The following is a 19,264-nucleotide window of genomic DNA, read 5'->3' as shown; positions in this document are numbered from 1 at the left end:
TTGTCAATTGAAAGGTTAGAAACAAAACAGCGTATGAGTCGTATTGTTAAACATAACGGTACGATTTATTTATGTGGCCAAGTTGCTGCTGATGCCAGTAAGAATATTACTGAACAAACGCAAACCATGTTAGCTAAGGTTGATGAATTATTGTTGCAAGCAGGCAGTGATAGAAAGCACATTTTATCAGCCACTATTTATGTTAAAGATATGAGCTACTTTGCTGAGATGAATGCTGTTTGGGATGCTTGGGTTCCAGAAGGTTATGCACCAGCGCGTGCATGTGTTGCGGCTAAAATGGCTCGTGACGCTTTATTGGTGGAAATTTCAGTGGTCGCTGCTGAAATATAAAAACTTTTCTTTCTATATTGTAGAAATTTAATAGCTAAAAAGACAATAAAAAACCGCATTTAAAAATGCGGTTTTAGATGGTTCTGTTTAGTGACTTATCAAGTCAGTCGAGATTAAGCCTTTTTCTCTTCAATATATTCATTAACGAGTTGAGTAAGTACGTTTAATGGTACTGGCCCATTACGTAAAATTACCTCGTGATATTCTCTTATATCAAATTTGTCGCCTAAGGCTTTTTTAGCACCTTCACGTAAGGTTAATATCTTTAACATACCAATTTTATAAGCTGTTGCTTGGGATGGCATAACAACATGTCGTTCAACCATTTTAACTGCGTCAGATTTAGCGTTAGGCGTATTAGTTACATAATATGCAATGCCTTCATCTCTGGTCCATTTTTTTGTGTGAATACCCGTATCAACCACTAATCTACATGCACGCCATAGTTCCATAGCTAAACGACCAAAGTCAGAGTATGGGTCTTGGTATAAGCCAATTTCTTTAGGGATCATTTCTGAATATAATCCCCAGCCTTCGGTATGAGCAGTATAGCGTCCAAACTTTCTGAACATAGGAATGCCAGTTAATTCTTGTTTGATCGCGATTTGCATATGATGTCCAGGAATACCTTCATGGTACGCTAAAGCCGCCATTTGATAGGTTGGCATAGCTTCCATGTCGTAAAGGTTTGCATAATAAACACCTGGGCGAGATCCATCAGGTGCGGGTTGTTGATAAAATGCTTTACCCGCAGACTTTTCTCTAAAGGCTTCAACGGCTTTAACTTTTAATTCCGCTTTAGGTTTACTTAAAAACAAGCTGTCTAGGCGGCCTTTCATATCGTCAATTAAAGCAACTGCCTCATCTAAATATTGCTGACGTCCTGCTTCGTCTCCAGCGTAATAAAATTGCTTGCTGTTTCTCATAAAATCAAAAAATTCGGCCAAATCACCTTCAAAGCCAACCTTTTCCATAATCAAACGCATTTCATTATGGATTCGATCCACCTCATTTAGCCCTATTTGATGAATTTCTTCAGAAGTGAGATCTGTAGTAGTTGTGCGTTTTAAAGCATTATTATAAAAATCTTCACCATTTGGAAACTTCCAAGCACCGTCACGATCATCGGCTTTCTTTTCTAATTCCGTTAAGTAACTAATTAATTGTTCATAGCCATATTTTAATTCGTTGTTCAATGCGGATTTAATGTCAGTTAATAATGAGTTTTTTTCTGCATCAGTAATTGCTAGTTTGTTAATTTTGCTAGTGAAATCGGCTAAAAGCGTACTGTCTTTACCGTCAGAAAATGGTGCACCTATTAATATATTATTAGCATCACGAATGACATGTTCAAAAACAAATTTAGGGGCAATTATTCCTTTGTCTTCTCTTAATTTAAGTTGGGTAACAAGCTGTATTATTAACTTTTTAGCGCCTTTTACACGGGCTATATAATCTTGTGCTTCTTTTACATTACTAATTGAATGTTGGTTAATTAAAAACGCAGGAATTTGTGAGTGAGTGCCAAACATTTGATTAACAGGGTAATTATGAAAGCGCCATTGGTAATCATTGATGCTGTTTTCTAATTTCTGAACGTAAAGGCGATAGCTGATCAACGTTTGAGGATCTAATTTATCGGTATCAATCGTTTTAATTTTTTCTAAGTCTGCTTTATCAAAAGCTAACTCGATTGCGCTGTTTTCTTCAGATAGGTCATTCCATTTATCGTAATCTTTTTTAATACCAAGATATGTCTGCATAACTGGGTTACGGTCAATGCTTGCCTTGAAAATACTATCAAATAGTTGGTTGGCTTTTTCTGATTCGGATATGACTACATTAGCACTGTTTTGTTCAACTGAAGTGCTTGCGTTATTTGTTAGTGGTTGTGAACAAGCACTTAATAAGGCACTCGATATAGCAATAACGAGCAAAGATTTTTTTAATAGCATTTGATGGCTCTTTTATTAGAAATTATTTTAATCAGTTTGCCTATGTTTTAATGATGAATGCAATGAATTATCGATAGATTGGCTTATATTTACGATTAAACAGTAAGGGGTTTTGTTAAATTTAATCAAATTAATATGGCGAGAGATCAATTATTTTAGCACTGCTGGTTGGTAAAGGCGCTTGTTAAAGTAATACAGTCAAAGTACGCTTTATGTCATACTGGTTAAATACTTAGTGCTTTATGTTTTTAACGTTAAAAATAATGATAGGGCTATAATTTTTTTAGTAAATTATTTATATTGGAATGTTAATCATGAACGGAATTAATCAAAATTCATCGCTAGAAACACTTAAAACAATATTTGGTTTTGAGCAGTTTCGTTTAGGTCAAAAGCAAACAATTGAACAATTGTTAGCTGGGCAGTCAACGTTATCAATATTTCCTACCGGCTCAGGTAAAAGTTTGTGTTATCAATTAACCGCATTGCACCTGCCTAATTTAACGCTTGTTGTGTCGCCATTGTTAGCCTTGATGAAAGACCAGTTAGCCTTTTTAGCGAGTAAAGGTATTACGGCAGCAAGTATTGATTCAACGTTAAAAGGTAGTCAAACACAAGACGTTATGGCTGCGGTGCGTAATGGTGAAATTAAAATATTAATGGTGTCAGTCGAGCGTTTTAAGAATGAGCGTTTTAGGCAGTTTATTCAATCGGTACCGGTTTCAATGTTAGTGGTAGATGAAGCGCATTGTATTTCAGAGTGGGGTCATAACTTTAGACCAGATTATTTAAAATTACCTAGTTACCGTAAAGAATTGAATATTCCATTAACATTATTGTTAACCGCAACAGCGACAAAAAAAGTAAAGTTAGATATGGCTGATAAATTTGCCATTAATGAGCATCATATTGTACAAACTGGTTTTTATCGTCATAACCTCAATTTAGTGGTATTGCCGGTTAGTAGCGCTAATAAAAATAAAGTCTTAGTGGAGCAAATACAACAATACTCTAATGGTGGTCAAAATAGCGGTATTGTGTACGTTACGTTACAACACTCTGCTGAACAGGTTGCGGCTTATTTACAGCAATCAGGTATTAACGCTTGCGCTTATCATGCGGGGTTTGACAGCGAAAATCGTAGCCAAATACAAGCTGATTTTATGGCGGGAAATCTACAGGTTATTGTTGCGACTATTGCCTTTGGTATGGGAATTGATAAAAGTGATATTCGTTTTGTCTTTCATTACGATTTACCTAAATCAATTGAGAATTACTCTCAAGAAATAGGTCGAGCAGGGCGTGATGGTGAGCTGTCACACTGTGTGACTTTGGCAAATTTAGATGGTTTAAATACTGTAGAAAATTTTGTTTATGGTGATACGCCTGAGCTTGGTGGTATCGAGTCTATTATTGATAATATTAAAGTTGAGACTCAAAGTACCCAATATGAAAGTAAGTGGGAATTACAATTACTACCACTGTCTAATACCAGTAATATTAAACAATTACCGTTAAAAACGTTATTGGTTCAGTTGGAAATTGCTGGTGTCATTGAGCCTATGTATGCCTATTTTGCAGATTTCAAAATTAAGCTTTTACAGCCCCTAGAGCAGATATTATCGGGTTTTAATGAACAAAGACGTCATTTTTTATCAACAGTATTTAAAGCCACAGCGTTTAAAAAAGTGTGGGGCAGTTTAAACTTTGATACCTTATTGCAAGACCAATCAATTGATCGAAATCGTGTTGTTGCGGCGTTAGAGTACTTACAAGAGCAACAATTAATTGTATTAGAAACCTCACGAATGACAGAGGTTTTTAAGGTTAATAGTCATGAACTTAATGATCCTAAGTTAGCAACAAACCTGTATAATTATTTTCTCGATAAAGAGCAAAAAGAAATTCAGCGTATTGCTGCTCTTGTACGATTTTTTCAACTTGATAAGTGCTTAAGCTATAATTTAAGTTGTTATTTTGATGATAAAAAAGCACCCGTAAGCTGTGGGCATTGCAGCGTATGTGCAGGAAATGTCGCTCAACTTGAACATTCAGTACAGGCGCAATGGCCAAGTGATGAAGTGTTAATGGCAGATGCTGTGGCATTGAAAAGTCATTTAGCAAACAAAATTACGGTGCCATTAACGTTAGAAAGTTACTGTCGCTTTTTTGCCGGTATGAGTGTACCTATTTTTGGACGTAATAAAGTTAGACAGTTATCAGGTTTTGCTTCTTGTGAGCAACAACGTTATCAAGCAATACGAGATAAATTATCACAATTGGGAGCTTTCTAAGCTATATGTTGTTTAGAAAAATGAACAGTTGGTTATCTTTCTATTTTATTTACCTGAGTACAACAATTAATGTTTATCACCCTAAAAAATTCAGTGCCAATGAGTGTTTGGTTTATGTTGCTATCAGCATTAGGTTTTTCCTTAATGGCAGCTTGTGTCAAAGAGGTTAGCACTTTAGGTATTCCTGTTTTTGAAATTGTCGCTGCAAGGGCAGCTGTTTCAGCAGTGATTAGCTATGTTGATGTTAAACGCAAAAATATTCCGCTGTGGGGTAATAATAAGCCGTTGTTAATTGCTCGAGGTACCGTTGGTACTTTCGCTTTGATGTTTGTGTATTATGCGGTAACTACTTTACCGTTAGCCGAAGCAACGTTATTACAATACTTACATCCTGTCTTTACCGCTATTTTGGCGTTATGGTTTTTAAAAGAAACGATACAACGCTCAACTGTCGCTTGTATTTTAATCAGCTTACTTGGTTTGTTGATCATCATTTATCCCAACTTAGCTCAGGAAAGTTTAGTTCAGGAAAGTTTAGCGCAACCTAACTTACTCTTAAACCCTCGCATACAATACTCATGGTTAAGCATTAGTGCCGGTGTTTTGGGGGCTTTTGGGAGTGCCGTTGCTTATATTTTGGTTAAGAAATTAACGGTAACTGAGGATAGTTCAGTAATCATATTCTACTTTCCTCTCGTCGCTTTTCCTGTGTCGATGCTTATGCTGGGTAGTGATTTTGTGATACCTAGCTTAACAGCAACAATATTATTGATTTTAGTGGGAATATTCACACAAGTAGGTCAAGTAGGACTAACAAAAGCATTACACTGTGCTGATGCTAATAAAGCAACAGCTTATTCTTACGTACAAGTACTGTTTTCAGTATTTATAGGTTGGGCGTACTTTAGTGAAATACCTATGACGACCACCATTGTTGGTGGGGGATTAATCATGGTAGGAGCATTAATCAACGTATTGTGGAAACGATAATGAGTAGTAAAAACTTTCATTAATACGTATTTATTTTTTATCGTGGGCTAGCAGTAGCTGCTTATGTTCAGCATTATCTGTTTGTTGTAAATACAGTGATATTTCTTTGTGAGCTTGTCGAAAATGTTTATATAGGTGAGATTTTAGTTCTTTTTTTACCTGCTTAACTTCAATGCCCTTTATTACACAAAATAGCGCTAATGCGTAAACGGTTTCTAACTCGGGTAGTGCTGATTGTCGGTTTAGGTTACGGTTGTTACATGAGCCGCAACCCCCTTTAAACTGATAAGCTGTATTAGCAAAAATAACACCAAACCCCATAAAACAAGCCACTAAGTCAATGGTTTGTGGCAATACTTCTTTACCGCCAGGGGCATAGGTGTTTGTTGAGTTGTTAGCGTCATAATGAGTAGCATTATGTTGATGCACCAAAATACTTGCTTGTATTTGTACTAAATAAGCAATTAAATCTTGAGGTTGATTAAGTTGACTAGCATGAAAAGCAATGTCGATAGTTGGTGTTGTGTCATTTATGCTGCTTACTTTACAGCTAATGTGACAGTTTTCACCACGAAGTCTTGAAGCAAATAATAGTTGTGGCATGGGTTTTTGAATAAAGCGCTCAGCAGACACCAGTTTTATTGGCCAAGCGGTCATTCCAGCATACTTCATCGTATTTGAAAAAATTGTATTAGCCATTTCTTCTACGCTGCTTGAACTACCGGGATAGAAGGTATTGTTCGGCAATACTAATTTACTGTCATTTGTAAAAAACTCACCATCGAGTTCAGTAATACACCAAGCAAAGGTATCAAAAATCCATGCTTTGCTTGTTTCATCAATAACGGGTTTTGTTTTAAAAAAAGTGGATAACATTAATAATTGCCTTTAGTTATTGCTGCATATATTCAGTTGCTAATTTTTAGATTTTTTCATTAGCATCAGTATTATAAACAAGGTTTAAAAATAGTTAACTAAAGATTATTTTTTTGGGTTTGGCAGATTCAATCTCGAAGTGTATAACGATTAAGCAGCTATAGCTACCATGTACTTAGTCATTAATTGATCTGGAGTTTTAGATTGATAAATTCAATTACTTGGGGTGTCATCTTGAGTACTTCGATGTATCAATTCTACGCTGTTACACTAGCTTTTAGGTTTGCTTAATATAGTGATCTTCTTGAGGGGTGTGTTTTGGATTTTTACGATGAATCAATTGTATTATATTTCGCTATCTTGAGGGTTTTCTTATTATGGTGACCGTGTAGTCCGGTATTTCGAGATAGCTCGCTATTAATCGTTGATTGACTAACACTGAGTAGCGCTGCAATTTGATTTTGACTTATAACACTTTTATTTAAGGCATAAATCTGGCATCGTTCTTCATCGGTCAGTTATTTATTTATATGTTTTCATTGGTGCATTTCTTGCCGGAGAAAAAGCGATTAGCATATACTCAGCTGACCAATTTTTCGGCCTATTCAAGTGATGCACTTATTATTTGAATCCAAGTTTGAGTAAAACCTCTAATTATGTAAATATTATGTACTTGATAATATTTACATAATTGTTATTAACATCCATTTTCCGAAGTTAATCGTATTACAGCACAACAATGTTTAGTTCTTAGATAAGTATAAATAAGCAAATACAGAAAATTGACAGGTAGTTAGTTTTTCAATCTGTAGTTTATTAAATGGGGACTTATGCGTATTAAGGAGTACTAATGCAAGAACATGGTTCTTTTAAAATAGAAGTAATTGATCAAACATTAATTATTAAATGCTTTGATGCTTGGAATGTTGAAACAGTGATAAGGCTTTGTCGAGAATACAAAGAACATGTTGAAGGCATAAAAGACAAACCTTGGGCGTGTTTAGTTGACTTAAGCCAATGGGAGTTGTCTACGCCAGATATGTGGGATGAAATTAATAAATTAAATGAATGGGGAAATATTAATAATCAAAAATATGAAGCGGTTATTTGTAGTATGTCTCTTCAACAAATGTTGATGGAAGAGAGCCATACGGTATTAACTAATGTTGAAACAAAATTTTGTGACAATATGGAACAAGCATATAATTGGCTAAATAGTGTTGGTGTATTAAAATTTTAGCCAAAAATAAACTAAGCGAAATGTTACCATACACCAAATAAATACAGGTGCCTGACACTTAATGGTAAAGTCTAATGCTTATGGTGACTAAGAAAGTTAGATTGGTACTATCCGCGGCTTTTTAATCGTTAAGTATTATCAATATGATTATGGAAAATAAGACAAATATTATATCCCCTTGTGTAGGCCAATGTGGCTTAGATGAAAATGATATGTGTATAGGTTGTTGTAGATCCAAGTTGGAAATTACAAATTGGATGAGGAAATCTGACGAGGAAAAATTAGCAATAGTTGATAGGTGTAAAAAGGATGTTGCGCTAAATTTGCAAAATCGTTGATAACCTAATTTGTATAAACTCTTACTATTGATAATGATCTGGCAAGACCACCTTCCCATTGTAACTTACTACTTTATTGACAGGACTAACAGCCAAAAGGATTAACGTGATTTCGAAATTACCTCGTTGGGTAGAATATGGTTCATTTATACTTGCACTGGTTGCAGGGCTTGTTAACTCAATTGGGTTGTTAGGCTTTAAGCACCAATCAGTTTCTCATTTGTCAGGTACCGCGACACTTTTTGGTACTGGCATGATTAATTCAGATTTCGCTGATGTTAGCCATTTAGCGTTAGTATTACTGAGCTTTCTTTTAGGCTCTGTTATTTCCGGATACTTTATACGCAGCGGCTCGTTAAAGTTGGGGCGTAATTACAGTGGCTTGCTGCTGTTAGAATCTACTTTTTTGTTTAGCTCTATTTATTTTTTATCAGACAATTACTCTCTCGGTCACTATTTAGCTTCTGCAGCTTGTGGATTACAGAATGCGTTAGCAACGACCTATAGTGGTGCTGTGATCAGAACAACCCATGTTACTGGTATATTTACCGATTTAGGCATCATGATCGGCTCTAAGTTAAGAGGAGAATATTTTGATAAGAGAAAGGGGTTATTGTTTTTATTAATCATTCTTGGATTTATTGTTGGTGGCTGTTGTGGCGCTTATCTTTTTAGTTTTTTCCACTTTTATGCGCTTATTGTTCCCGCCAGTATTTGTTTGTTGCTCGCATTGTCTTATTCTATTTATAATGCTAAATCCATTCTAACAAAGAATAATAAATGATGAGAGCAGTATTAAGAAAAAAAATAATAGATATTTGCGATAAAAAAATCGCCAGTAAAGGTGATAATGTTGGGTTATCATTTTATGCTTTTTTTGCTAATAAAAATGATAATCCAGCACTTTTAATGGAAGCGGCAACTTGGTGGATTCAAACACATCAGTTAGATCACTTTGAGAAGGCGCATAAAATAAAAACTATGGTTGAAAATAATATCTAATTGCTATTATTTTAAATAACTTTTCTTAGCAAAGAACAATGAGCACTAATATTCAACAAGTAAACCTTCAGCTTTAGCGAAGGCTTACTTGCTTTATTAAACTCACTAAAACTTTCCAGACTCTCGTTGCACTAAAAATGCTTTAATTTCATCTCTAGAGCTTAGGATATGTTGTTTTAATTTTGCGACAGCCTTGTCTATATCGCGTGCCTGACAAAAAGCTAATAATTCAGCGTGTTCAGGACCTGCTTTAGATATACCACCAGCCCACAGCAAGTGCATGCGTATATATCGATCTGCATTTTTATTTAGAATGTTAACTAAATCAGAAGTTTGCGGTCGTTTAGCGCCGGAATACAAACAATTATGAAAACTTGAATTTAACTCACTCCAGGTATTTGCAGCATTTTCTTTACCTAAAGCGCTATCCAATTTAATTAATAACTCATTGGCCTCTATTAAAGCTTCATCCGTGATATCCACTAAAGAGGCAGCAAGTAAGTCGCCTTCAATCATTGCTCTTAATTCGAATAATTCATCGACTTGATCAAGGTTCAAGCTAGTAGCACTTGCACCTTTATGAGGCTCAAATGAGACTAAACCTTCAGCTTCAAGCTGTAATAATGCTTCTCTAACAGGGATGCGGCTAACGTTTAATTCGTCTGCTAAAGCGGCTTGACGCAGTGGTTGGCCAGCAATTATTTCCCCACTAAGTATTTTTTCGCGTAAAACTTCTACAACGAGTTGGGTACGAGTTTTGTATTCAATTGCCATTATTTTATGCCATTGTTTGCTGTTATTGTTATTAGGTTTGAAGGGGATTCTATTTTATCCAATTCATTATAAAGATATTATCAACGAAAAAAAGAGTCATGGAGAAATCTTTAACTTGACGAAGGTTTATTGAAGGAAGTTATCTTATTATTTTATTTAAATGATTCCTCATTAATTTATATATTAATATCTAGCAGAGTCTAGTGATTGATAATTTAACTTGTTACTACTGTATTTATTTCATTGGCTAGTAATAAAAAATTTTGATGATACGCAAATATCATGGTGCTGTATATTTATACAGTTAAATTGTCAGGGTATTATGAATTTATTTGAATCATTTTTAGCAGAGCCTATCAATATTCTACCTCAAGATGGTGTGGTTAATTTCTACGGCGAAATAATGACGCAAGCAGAGGCTGACTTTTATTTTGAACACTTATTGAGTGAAGTCGACTGGCGCTGCGATCAAGCTATTATTCTTGGAAAATTAATCGAAACTAAGCGAAAAGTGGCTTGGTACGGTAATTCAGGTCAAAAAGAGCCTTTTAGTTATACCTACTCAAATACAACTAAATATTCGTTACCTTGGACAGATAACCTTTATTACCTAAAAGGAGTTGTCGAGCAAAAAACAAATGAAACTTATAATACTTGTTTAGTTAATTTATATCATAGCGGTGCTGAAGGAATGGCTTGGCATAGTGATGGGGAGCAAGATCTTAAAGATAATGGCGCAATTGCTTCGTTAAGTTTTGGTGCCGAACGGAAGTTTTCTTTTAAGCATAAACATAATAAAGAAGTCGTCTCATTACAGTTAAAGCCAGCTAGTTTATTAGTAATGAAAGATGAAACTCAAAAGCATTGGTTACACCGGTTACCACCAACTAAAAAAGTGCACGAACCAAGAATTAATTTAACCTTTAGAACAATACAGCAATGAATATACGCTAACACTATGCTATTGATTATTTTCAATATTGTTACCGCGGTAGGTTGGATTACTTATTTTAATAATTCTGCGATTTTTCAAATTAGCGCGACTAATATCTTCGGCGTAATATTTATCTAATATTGTTTTAATTTCTCCATTAGCTATTAACTTACGTAATCCTATTTCTAGGCGTCGAGCAATACGAGGCTCTTGTGGTGATATATAAATATGAGTGGCCATTGGGAGGTATAGCGCTAGAGTTGGCTCTACAACAATATTCTTTAAATCGGGCTGGCGGCTTTCAAGTTCATCATAAGCTTCGTAGATCGCTCTAGGAATATAATCAAATCGAGAGCGTTTTAACATTTGAAATAAACCTTCAAAATTATGTGTTGTTGTTACTTTTAATCCATGACTTTCAAATACCTTTGTTGTTGCCCAATGGTGCTGAAGCCCAGCATTAAGTTGACTTAAGTCGTCGAGGTTCTTAACTTTGCTAAAAAGAGCAAGCTGTGACTGATGAATGAGTAATAATCGGTAGTTAAGTAGGCCTTGCCTAATAGGAATTTTAATCGTGATTACTTCGTTACCCCATGCTTCACCACTTGGTCCTATATAAGCATTAATATTTTGGTTTCTTTTAAGCGATATAAAGGCTCTTTTAGGCGTCATACTCATTTCAATCGGCTCAAATATAAAAGGGCCAAATTCTTCAGCTGTTATTTGAAGAGCGCGAATAATCACCTCGTTTTTATGCTTGGATCTTTTATCATCTACTAATAATGGCTTGAGCAATTTTATAGTATCAACTGCCACGACACTTGGAAGAAAGCAAAATAATAGGAAAGTAAATAACTTTATTGGGTTAATTAATTTGATAGTTTTCTCCTTTATATTCACGATAATTCAAGGGAATATAAATTCATAACACTGTATTACTTAGCTGCTATATATACGTATTTTTACCTACATGTAGAAAGTATAGCTCTATTATGGCAAATACGTTTAATCGTTAAGATCTATTCAGTCGTTAGTCTTTTAATCGTTTTATCAAATATGTGTTGTCGCTAGGATAAATACTCGTCCATTTATCCGGTTTTATGTTTTAACAAAGCTTTGTCTATACTTATGTATTAATGACGAATGAAGCTTTAGTTAGCTATTTTTTATTATATTTTACGTTGAGTGATGGCTGAAATTATTTATTGTGTTTATTTTCACTATATTTTATTTAATAGTACAATATTTACGCGTATAGTAACTGGTCGGATGTTTCTTTTATGACTTATAATGGAGTTAATAAGTATGTATTTTAAATTGAACAGTTTAAAAATCGCCCATAAAGTTGTTATTGGTTTTGTTGTAATACTATTGTTATTGTTTTTTTCTAGTATTAGTTCTATTGGTATTTTAAGTGATATTAAACAAGCATCAGCCAAGGTAGATGACTTTGCTTTACCTATACAGAAGTCTGCTAATACAGTACAAAAGCAGTTATTAAAGCAAGCAAAATCGTCCTCTTTTATTCCAACCTTAACGACTATTAATAAAATAGAGCAATTAAAAAAAGCATTTGCAGAACAGGGGCTTTTGCTTATTGAGCAGAAAAAAGCAATTGAAGAAATGCTTTATATGTTTCCTAATATCGATCGATTAGATCGCTTTAATAGCGCTTATGAGCAGTACTCTAATGCTGTTTCTGCAATGTTTACCCATAAATTATCTGTTATACAGCAAACGGAGTACTTTATTGAGCAGCAAAAAAAACTTGATGATGTTCTTTATGAAGCTGGCGCTGTATTGGGCGATTTAACTTACTTAGATGACCCTGATAACCAAGAAAAAATCGATAGAATTTCTGGCTCAGCCAGCCAGGTTGAGGGCTTTGTTTTTAACCTAACCGATGCAACTAAAACTATTTTAGCAATTAATACGCTCGAAGAAGTTGAGGAGTCTCAAGAGGCAATTGATTTTGCGATAAGTAATATTGAACAATATTCCAAATTCTTAATAGACTTAGGTAAAACATATAATACCAATGGTGTTATTGAAACCTTTATTGACGAGTTTGAAAAATCTAAAAAAATGCTTAAAGGTAAAGACAATCTATTTGAGTTAAAAAGAATACAACTGCAAGAAAAAAATGCGTTAAATCATGCTTTTAATAATTCAGAATTACATATTAATAATTCTATTAATGCGATAGATATATTCTTACAAACTGTAGATAAAAACTTAACACAGTTACAAATGGGGATTGTGGATAATGTTGATCAAGGCAACCTAGAAACTATCACCATTTTTGTGGTGTTATTTATTGCAGGTATTGTTGTTGCTGTGACAACTATTAGATCGATGATTTCACCGTTAAAGAAAATCAATATCGTGTTGTCTCAAATTGCTAAAGGAGACTTATCTAGAGAATTAACCGTTGCTTCTGATGATGAATTTGGTGAACTGTCTAAAAATGTGAATATTGTCGTTGCCGATTTGCGCAAACTCATTGGTAATATTTCCGAAAATACTCATGTATTAAATGATGCGGCAGAACAATCGAACCAACGCATAGAGGAAGTAACAGACTCTTTAGCCATTCAAAAGCAAACGATAGAGCAGGTCGCAGTACAAACATCTGAGTTAGGGCAAAGTGCAGATCACATCTTATCAAAAGCAAATAATGCAGAAGAAGATATGACCAATGCATTGCAACAGAGTAATGCGTTAGAGAAAACCGCAAAGACAACCAATGAACGAATGCAAAATTTAGCACTTATGTTGGATCGCACTACTGATGTTATGTCGGTCTTACAACAAGAGTCCGCTAATATTAGTAGTATTTTAGATACTATTCATAGCATTTCTGATCAAACAAACTTATTAGCATTAAATGCTGCTATTGAAGCGGCTAGAGCAGGAAACGCAGGTCGAGGTTTTGCCGTTGTTGCCGACGAAGTGCGCTTACTTGCAAGTAGAACTCAAGCATCAGCTACAGAAATTCAAAGTATGATTGAATCCTTACAACATCAAACTGAAAAAGCAGCATCAGACATTAGCCAAGGCAAAGATGAGGCGAATAACTGTCAAAGTTATACTAATGAGCTATTACAAACATTGTTATTAATTACCGAGGCAATAAAGAACATACATGAAATGAGTAGGGATATTTCCCAATCAGCGACTCAACAAAATGCGTTAAGTAATAACATAAGCCATAGTATTCAAGAAGTGTTGGGCTTAAGCCGACAAAGTAGTGATAAGTCAATGTCAACCTTAACTTATGGTAACCAAGTTGCTGAATTAGCTGAAAAATTAGAAAGTTCTATCGATACGTTTAAAATGTCATAATTGCTTTTAATATTAATTGTTGGTATCAATCTTATTGTTTAATATTAAGAATTTAATCTCATTATTGTGTAGGTTTAACTTAATTAACTGATAGGTAATGAGCTTTATGGTAGTTTATTAACAAATTTATTACTGAGATATGAAATGAAATTATTCACAACACTTACTTCTATCGTTTTCTTAGTTGGTGTATCACTTTCACCAACAACTTTTGCAAATAACGACCGAAAGCTAGTTATTGATGAACACCAAATAACGCAACATAGCACTAAGATAAATGGTCAAAAAATCAAATATAGTGCAACTACTGGTACTCAACCAGTATGGGATGAAGAGGGTAATCCTACTGCAAGCCTTTTTTATACTTACTATCAACGCACCGATATTAAAAATAATAGCAAACGTCCGTTATTAATCTCATTTAATGGTGGCCCAGGTTCAGCTTCCGTGTGGATGCATGTTGCTTATACTGGTCCCAAAGTACTGAATGTCGATGATGAAGGTTACCCACTGCAACCTTATGGCGTTAAAACTAATCCTTATTCTATTTTAGATGTAGCTGATATTGTTTTTGTCAACCCAGTGAATACTGGTTATTCAAGAGTTCTACCTGATAAAGACGGTAAAATGCCGAGTAAAGAAGAACAAAAAGCCATGTTTTTTGGCGTTAATGCTGATGTTAAATATTTAGCTGAGTGGGTTAATACTTTTGTTACTCGTAATAATCGCTGGCGTTCTCCAAAATATTTAATTGGCGAAAGCTATGGTACGACGAGAGTTTCTGGTTTGGCTTTAGCACTTCAACAACAGCAATGGATGTATGTGAATGGTGTTATTTTAGTCTCACCAACAGATATTGGTATTAAACGTGAAGGCCCGGTGAAATCAGCTAATCGTTTACCTTATTTTGCAGCTGCAGCTTGGTATCACAATGCTTTACCAGCACAATATCAAGCCAAAGACTTAGATGAATTATTACCTGAAGTAGAGCAATTTACGATAAATGAATATATGCCAGCGTTAGCAAAGGGTGGTTTTATTTCAAGTGATGAAAAACGCAAGATCGCAAAATGGGTGTCTATGTACTCAGGTTTGTCTGTTGATGCGATAATAGCAAATAATTTAGATGTAAATAATAACTTTTTTTGGAAAGAGTTATTGCGCGATAGAAAGCAAACGATTGGTCGTTTAGATTCACGTTATTTAGGAATTGATAAAAAAGTTGCCGGCTCTCGTCCAGATTATAACGCAGAGTTAACATCGTGGTTGCATAGCTTTACGCCAGCGATTAATTATTATTTACGTGAAGAGCTAAATTACAAAACAGATGTTAAATATAATATGTTTGGTAATGTACATCCATGGGATCGTAGTAATAACAATACGGGTGAAAATTTACGTTTAGCCATGGCACAAAACCCGTATTTAAATGTGATGATTCAATCAGGTTACTTTGATGGCGCAACTAATTACTTCGATGCAAAGTATACTATGTGGCAATTAGATCCTAGCGGACAAATGCGTGATCGTTTATCGTTTAAAGGTTATAGAAGTGGTCACATGATGTACCTTCGTCATGAAGATCTAAAGCAATCAAACCAAGATGTTCGTCAATTTATTCAGCAAACATTACCAGCAGAAGGTGAAGCTGCGAAGTATTAATATCATGTTGGTTGTTAGTTGATGTTAACTCAGGCATTTGAACTGAAGTTAGTTAACTAATCCAAAAAAGTTAGGCATTATTTTAGGGGCATTATTGCCCCTTTTTTTTAAACTAAATTCATATAAACAGTTTATTCTTATATCACCTGCTTCTATGTAAAAAGTAGACTAATGCGCTAAAGAATTGTTTTAGTTGATAGAAATAACGTGATTGAAAGATTATTTATTTTCATGATCTTTTATGTCATTTCTATTTACATTTTTTATGTTTTTCATACTTGCAAGCACTCTAAAAATCCTTTTAAATTGATTGTCGATTGGTTATTTATCGAGCACTTTAAATAAGGTTTTTATTAATGAGCTAACTAAGCATTATTGATGAATATCATGATAGATGAAACCTTGTTTATGATAGATAGTAACAATGAGTAGTAAACTCGACTTGTCATCACTGCTTTTTCAGTGACAATTTAAAAGATACTTTTTACGAGGTGTTAAATAATGAAAAGACAGAAAAGAGATCGGTTAGGAAGAGCGCATTCAAATGGTTACCAAGCTGGTTTAAGTGGTAAGTCAAAGGAGCATTGCCCTTATCAATGTATTGATGCTAAATCTGAGTGGCTAGGAGGATGGCGTGAAGCAGTAACCGATAGAAATATGGGCTTATTCAGATGATAGTTGACGCCAATAGCTCTACTTAAGTCTAGGTAAACAGCCTTAATTATGCTTAAGATGCTGAATATACTTTGTACAATGATTGATATCATCACGTGTTGATATCAATCATTAACGTCAATATTTACATCAACATGTATATTGATACTACCTATAGCTTAATACCTACCTATTTCCACACACATTGCAGCTTTGTTGTTTTTTCATATTAAATTGTTGCCACTGATTTGTTAAACCATCATATAAGTTTAACTGATTAATTTGAGTGTTATTTTCATTGCCGTCAGCTGTTAATATCTTTATTGCTTGTAAGGCTTGCATACCACCAATAATGGCAAGTACTGGGCCTAATATACCAAGTGTTTGGCAATTATTCGTTGGTGCTTTTATTGATGCTGGAAATAAGCAATGATAGCAAGCGCTGTCTTTATTTCGAGGGTCAACAAGTAGTTGTTGACCGTCAAACCCTGTTGCGGCACCTATTACTAAAGGCACAGTATGTGTGACACAAGCTTGATTAATTAAATAACGTGTTTGAATGTTATCCGAGCAATCTAAAACTAAATCGACTTGTGGAACATAATAATCGCACAATTCTTGGTCTAACATTTCGTCAATGGCTTCAATATTACTATCCGGAAATTGTGTACTAAGTTTCTCTGCGGCAACATCTGCTTTGTTTTGATTAATATCTTGTTCGTCGAACTGTATTTGGCGTGGTAAGTTGCTCAGCTCTATATTATCACCATCAGCAAGATATAAGGTGCCAACACCAGCAGCAGCTAAATAGAGGCTAACAGGATTACCTAATCCGCCTACACCAACAATGAGTACTTTGGCATTTCGCAGTGCTACTTGCCCTTGCTCACCAATTTTATCCATCATTATTTGTCGTGAATACTTAAGTTGCTCTTGCCTTGTTAACACTGTGTTACCTTTAAATTTTTAAGTGAAAGCGAATAATTTATTTGTTTATGTTTTGATATTGTAACGTCAATAAAGGTAAGTGCGCACAGCACTGGCTTTAAATTGTAAATATACTTGTTGATTAATATTAAGTGCCAGCCTTTGTTGTGAAAAAGTACTGATATTAATAAAGAACTCTTGTTCTATTTTACCTTTTACTGATATTGCAGTAATTAACACTTTGTTTTTCATGATATCAATTGAGGATATTTTGACAAAAAGGTGGTTCACGATGGATGAATTAATGGGCTCGGTTAATGAAATACTAATATCGCTGGCTAAAATAAAGCAACGCAGTGTTTCTTTGGTAAAGCTCTCATCAAGTGCAGGTAAATAGATATTTTCAACATCATTTAATGCTAATATTGCGAGACCTTGACCATTGTCCAAGGTTGTTATTGGTAAAGATAAACTGGTTTGTTGATGAATAATGTCATCGGCATCGCTGGTTACATCTGAATAGTTTAATTGATGGATCATGGTATGAATCGCATCATAACCAATTACCTTTCCTTGCGATAACACCAGTAATTTATCACACACTTGTTGAAGTTCATCAAGTGAGTGACTGACATAAAACATGGGTAACTGAAGCTCATCTTGAACTTTAAGCATTAAGCTTAATAAACTCGCTTTTGCTTTTCTATCAAGAGCGCTAAGTGGCTCATCAAGTAATAATAATATTGGTTCAGCTAGAATAGCACGAGCAAGTGCTACTCGTTGTTTTTGCCCACCAGAAAGTTCATGAATAGATTTATGGCGAAGGTTATCTAACGCTGTTAACTTAATGATTTCATCAAAGTTCAATCGATTATTCTTACAACGCTTAGTTGCAAACTTTAAATTATCGACCACATTTAAATGTGGAAACAAACGTGAGTCCTGAAAGACTAAGCCAATATTTCGTTGTTCTGCTTTGATGAATATGTTGCTGTCACTATTAATTAAGTCGATATTATTCAAAGTAATTGAACCGGTAATTTTTTTTTCTAAACCAGCAATAGCACGCAAAAGAGTTGATTTTCCTGAGCCAGAATGGCCAAAAACACCGGTAATACCTTCCAGTGATAGTCCCTGCTGAACCGTTAGTTGGAATGGTTCAAAACCATGTTGTTCAAAGCCAAGTTGAATATCGAGAAATAAAGGGTATGTCGTTTTTAATAAAGCATCGGTCATCTCTTCGCCTTATTCATTGTTTTTTTTCTTGGGTTATTCAATAGATAAATTGAGGCTAACAACACCATAGAGCAAATTAATAAACTAATTGCTAGCACATGAGCTCTAGCATAATCAAAGGCTTCAACATGATCAAAAAGGGCAATAGACAATACTCTGGTTTCACCAGGAATGTTACCACCAATCATGAGTATTACACCAAACTCACCTACGGTATGAGCAAAGCCTAAACTGGCAGCAGTAATAAAACTTGCCTTGGTTATAGGTAACACAATATTAAAAAATCTATCCATAGGGCCAGCGCCTAGCATTGCTCCAGCTTCTAGCAAAGGGTCGCCTAGTTGCTCAAACGCTTTTTGTAGGGGCTGCACTACAAAAGGCATAGAGTAGAGCACAGAGCCAATAACAATAGCTGAAAAACTAAAGGCGAGTTGTTGTCCTGTTGCTTGTTGCCAAAGCTGCCCAGGTAAATGTTGTGGTGAAAATGCAATAAGTAAATAAAAGCCGAGCACCGTTGGCGGTAACACTAAAGGTAAGGCGACAATTGCTTCAAGAATAACTTTAAAACGACTGCGCATTTTAGCTAAATACCAGGCTAGAGGGGTACCAAGAATTAGTAAAATTAAGGTTGTTAAGGCCGCCATTTTCAACGTGGTTAATAAGGCCAGTACATCAGAATTTATCAT

Annotated in this window: 19 protein-coding genes; 11 read left to right on the top strand and 8 right to left on the bottom strand. The window is 34.9% G+C overall.

The annotated features are described in order from the left end of the window. Nucleotides 1-351 (top strand): RidA family protein, encoded by a 351-nt coding sequence (locus Q4503_RS04265; RefSeq protein ID WP_303601470.1) that lies wholly within the window; start codon nucleotides 1-3, stop codon nucleotides 349-351. A gap of 113 nt (nucleotides 352-464) precedes the next feature. Here Q4503_RS04265 and Q4503_RS04260 read toward each other — a convergent pair whose 3' ends face one another. Beyond that, entirely contained in the window at nucleotides 465-2,306 is a 1,842-nt protein-coding gene (locus tag Q4503_RS04260; protein ID WP_303601469.1) for a DUF885 family protein, read from the bottom strand. 314 nt (nucleotides 2,307-2,620) lie between these two features. Here Q4503_RS04260 and Q4503_RS04255 point away from each other — a divergent pair, with 314 nt between their 5' ends. Together Q4503_RS04255 and Q4503_RS04250 are read left to right on the top strand one after the other, a co-directional pair. Then, a complete protein-coding gene (locus Q4503_RS04255; RefSeq protein ID WP_303601468.1) occupies nucleotides 2,621-4,600 on the top strand; it encodes an ATP-dependent DNA helicase RecQ in 1,980 nt (659 codons plus the stop codon). A gap of 69 nt (nucleotides 4,601-4,669) precedes the next feature. Then, entirely contained in the window at nucleotides 4,670-5,590 is a 921-nt protein-coding gene (locus tag Q4503_RS04250; protein ID WP_303601467.1) for a DMT family transporter, read from the top strand. 30 nt (nucleotides 5,591-5,620) lie between these two features. Here Q4503_RS04250 and Q4503_RS04245 read toward each other — a convergent pair whose 3' ends face one another. Together Q4503_RS04245 and Q4503_RS04240 are read right to left on the bottom strand one after the other, a co-directional pair. Beyond that, nucleotides 5,621-6,466, bottom strand: coding sequence for a hypothetical protein (locus Q4503_RS04245; RefSeq protein ID WP_303601466.1), 846 nt, complete (start codon nucleotides 6,464-6,466; stop codon nucleotides 5,621-5,623). 326 nt (nucleotides 6,467-6,792) lie between these two features. Further along, entirely contained in the window at nucleotides 6,793-6,984 is a 192-nt protein-coding gene (locus Q4503_RS04240; protein ID WP_303601492.1) for a helix-turn-helix domain-containing protein, read from the bottom strand. Between the two features lie 332 nt (nucleotides 6,985-7,316). On the opposite strand from Q4503_RS04240, the gene Q4503_RS04235 reads away from it, so the two are divergent. From Q4503_RS04235 to Q4503_RS04220, 4 genes are all read left to right on the top strand, one after another. Next, nucleotides 7,317-7,706 carry a hypothetical protein gene (locus tag Q4503_RS04235; protein WP_215972271.1) on the top strand — a complete coding sequence of 130 codons (390 nt, stop codon included), beginning with the start codon at nucleotides 7,317-7,319 and terminating at the stop codon, nucleotides 7,704-7,706. Between the two features lie 143 nt (nucleotides 7,707-7,849). Next, on the top strand, nucleotides 7,850-8,044 hold the full coding sequence (locus Q4503_RS04230) for a DUF1289 domain-containing protein (protein ID WP_354668412.1): 195 nt from the start codon (nucleotides 7,850-7,852) through the stop codon (nucleotides 8,042-8,044). Between the two features lie 106 nt (nucleotides 8,045-8,150). Then, entirely contained in the window at nucleotides 8,151-8,828 is a 678-nt protein-coding gene (locus tag Q4503_RS04225) for a YoaK family protein (RefSeq protein ID WP_215972270.1), read from the top strand. Beyond that, the gene (locus Q4503_RS04220) at nucleotides 8,828-9,046 is read left to right on the top strand and encodes a DUF6500 family protein (RefSeq protein ID WP_215972302.1); all 219 of its coding nucleotides are present in this window, start codon (nucleotides 8,828-8,830) and stop codon (nucleotides 9,044-9,046) included. Before Q4503_RS04225 ends, Q4503_RS04220 begins: the two co-directional genes overlap by 1 nt. Nucleotides 9,047-9,151: 105 nt before the next feature. Here the strand turns inward: Q4503_RS04220 and Q4503_RS04215 are convergent, their stop codons facing one another. After that, the gene (locus Q4503_RS04215) at nucleotides 9,152-9,820 is read right to left on the bottom strand and encodes a GntR family transcriptional regulator (RefSeq protein ID WP_215972269.1); all 669 of its coding nucleotides are present in this window, start codon (nucleotides 9,818-9,820) and stop codon (nucleotides 9,152-9,154) included. A gap of 322 nt (nucleotides 9,821-10,142) precedes the next feature. Between Q4503_RS04215 and Q4503_RS04210 the strand changes: the two genes are divergently transcribed. Next, nucleotides 10,143-10,763, top strand: a complete 621-nt coding sequence (locus tag Q4503_RS04210) for an alpha-ketoglutarate-dependent dioxygenase AlkB (protein ID WP_303601465.1) — start codon at nucleotides 10,143-10,145, stop codon at nucleotides 10,761-10,763. Between the two features lie 18 nt (nucleotides 10,764-10,781). Here the strand turns inward: Q4503_RS04210 and Q4503_RS04205 are convergent, their stop codons facing one another. Beyond that, complete coding sequence (locus tag Q4503_RS04205) at nucleotides 10,782-11,570, bottom strand: hypothetical protein (RefSeq protein WP_303601464.1); 789 nt, start codon at nucleotides 11,568-11,570, stop codon at nucleotides 10,782-10,784. 489 nt (nucleotides 11,571-12,059) lie between these two features. On the opposite strand from Q4503_RS04205, the gene Q4503_RS04200 reads away from it, so the two are divergent. From Q4503_RS04200 to rmf, 3 genes are all read left to right on the top strand, one after another. Further along, nucleotides 12,060-14,099, top strand: coding sequence for a methyl-accepting chemotaxis protein (locus Q4503_RS04200; RefSeq protein WP_303601463.1), 2,040 nt, complete (start codon nucleotides 12,060-12,062; stop codon nucleotides 14,097-14,099). A gap of 144 nt (nucleotides 14,100-14,243) precedes the next feature. Next, complete coding sequence (locus Q4503_RS04195; protein ID WP_215972265.1) at nucleotides 14,244-15,761, top strand: S10 family peptidase; 1,518 nt, start codon at nucleotides 14,244-14,246, stop codon at nucleotides 15,759-15,761. Nucleotides 15,762-16,262: 501 nt separating this feature from the next. Next, a complete protein-coding gene (gene rmf / locus Q4503_RS04190) occupies nucleotides 16,263-16,436 on the top strand; it encodes a ribosome modulation factor (protein ID WP_215972264.1) in 174 nt (57 codons plus the stop codon). A 165-nt stretch (nucleotides 16,437-16,601) separates the two neighbouring features. Here the strand turns inward: rmf and Q4503_RS04185 are convergent, their stop codons facing one another. From Q4503_RS04185 to modB, 3 genes are all read right to left on the bottom strand, one after another. Beyond that, nucleotides 16,602-17,363, bottom strand: a complete 762-nt coding sequence (locus tag Q4503_RS04185) for a HesA/MoeB/ThiF family protein (protein WP_215972263.1) — start codon at nucleotides 17,361-17,363, stop codon at nucleotides 16,602-16,604. A 66-nt stretch (nucleotides 17,364-17,429) separates the two neighbouring features. Further along, nucleotides 17,430-18,578, bottom strand: coding sequence for a molybdenum ABC transporter ATP-binding protein (gene modC, locus Q4503_RS04180; RefSeq protein ID WP_303601462.1), 1,149 nt, complete (start codon nucleotides 18,576-18,578; stop codon nucleotides 17,430-17,432). After that, nucleotides 18,575-19,264 carry a molybdate ABC transporter permease subunit gene (gene modB, locus Q4503_RS04175; protein ID WP_303601461.1) on the bottom strand — a complete coding sequence of 230 codons (690 nt, stop codon included), beginning with the start codon at nucleotides 19,262-19,264 and terminating at the stop codon, nucleotides 18,575-18,577. The genes modC and modB overlap by 4 nt, the downstream gene beginning before the upstream one ends.

Origin of the sequence: Colwellia sp. 6_MG-2023 (genome assembly GCF_030547765.1) — a bacterium.
GTDB lineage: Bacteria > Pseudomonadota > Gammaproteobacteria > Enterobacterales > Alteromonadaceae > Colwellia.
The sequence above is the reverse complement of the archived record's forward strand: the minus strand, read 5'-3'. Positions and strand labels throughout refer to the sequence as shown.

What these genes read in the sequence shown, in the direction of transcription:
- Q4503_RS04260 (WP_303601469.1), bottom strand. Translation starts at nt 2,306, where the DNA reads ATGCTATTAAAAAAATCTTTGCTCGTTATTGCTATATCGAGTGCCTTA.
- Q4503_RS04255 (WP_303601468.1), top strand. Translation starts at nt 2,621, where the DNA reads ATGAACGGAATTAATCAAAATTCATCGCTAGAAACACTTAAAACAATA.
- Q4503_RS04250 (WP_303601467.1), top strand. Translation starts at nt 4,670, where the DNA reads ATGTTTATCACCCTAAAAAATTCAGTGCCAATGAGTGTTTGGTTTATG.
- Q4503_RS04245 (WP_303601466.1), bottom strand. Translation starts at nt 6,466, where the DNA reads ATGTTATCCACTTTTTTTAAAACAAAACCCGTTATTGATGAAACAAGC.
- Q4503_RS04235 (WP_215972271.1), top strand. Translation starts at nt 7,317, where the DNA reads ATGCAAGAACATGGTTCTTTTAAAATAGAAGTAATTGATCAAACATTA.
- Q4503_RS04230 (WP_354668412.1), top strand. Translation starts at nt 7,850, where the DNA reads ATGATTATGGAAAATAAGACAAATATTATATCCCCTTGTGTAGGCCAA.
- Q4503_RS04220 (WP_215972302.1), top strand. Translation starts at nt 8,828, where the DNA reads ATGAGAGCAGTATTAAGAAAAAAAATAATAGATATTTGCGATAAAAAA.
- Q4503_RS04215 (WP_215972269.1), bottom strand. Translation starts at nt 9,820, where the DNA reads ATGGCAATTGAATACAAAACTCGTACCCAACTCGTTGTAGAAGTTTTA.
- Q4503_RS04210 (WP_303601465.1), top strand. Translation starts at nt 10,143, where the DNA reads ATGAATTTATTTGAATCATTTTTAGCAGAGCCTATCAATATTCTACCT.
- Q4503_RS04200 (WP_303601463.1), top strand. Translation starts at nt 12,060, where the DNA reads ATGTATTTTAAATTGAACAGTTTAAAAATCGCCCATAAAGTTGTTATT.
- Q4503_RS04195 (WP_215972265.1), top strand. Translation starts at nt 14,244, where the DNA reads ATGAAATTATTCACAACACTTACTTCTATCGTTTTCTTAGTTGGTGTA.
- rmf (WP_215972264.1), top strand. Translation starts at nt 16,263, where the DNA reads ATGAAAAGACAGAAAAGAGATCGGTTAGGAAGAGCGCATTCAAATGGT.
- modC (WP_303601462.1), bottom strand. Translation starts at nt 18,578, where the DNA reads ATGACCGATGCTTTATTAAAAACGACATACCCTTTATTTCTCGATATT.
- modB (WP_303601461.1), bottom strand. Translation starts at nt 19,264, where the DNA reads ATGATAAATTCTGATGTACTGGCCTTATTAACCACGTTGAAAATGGCG.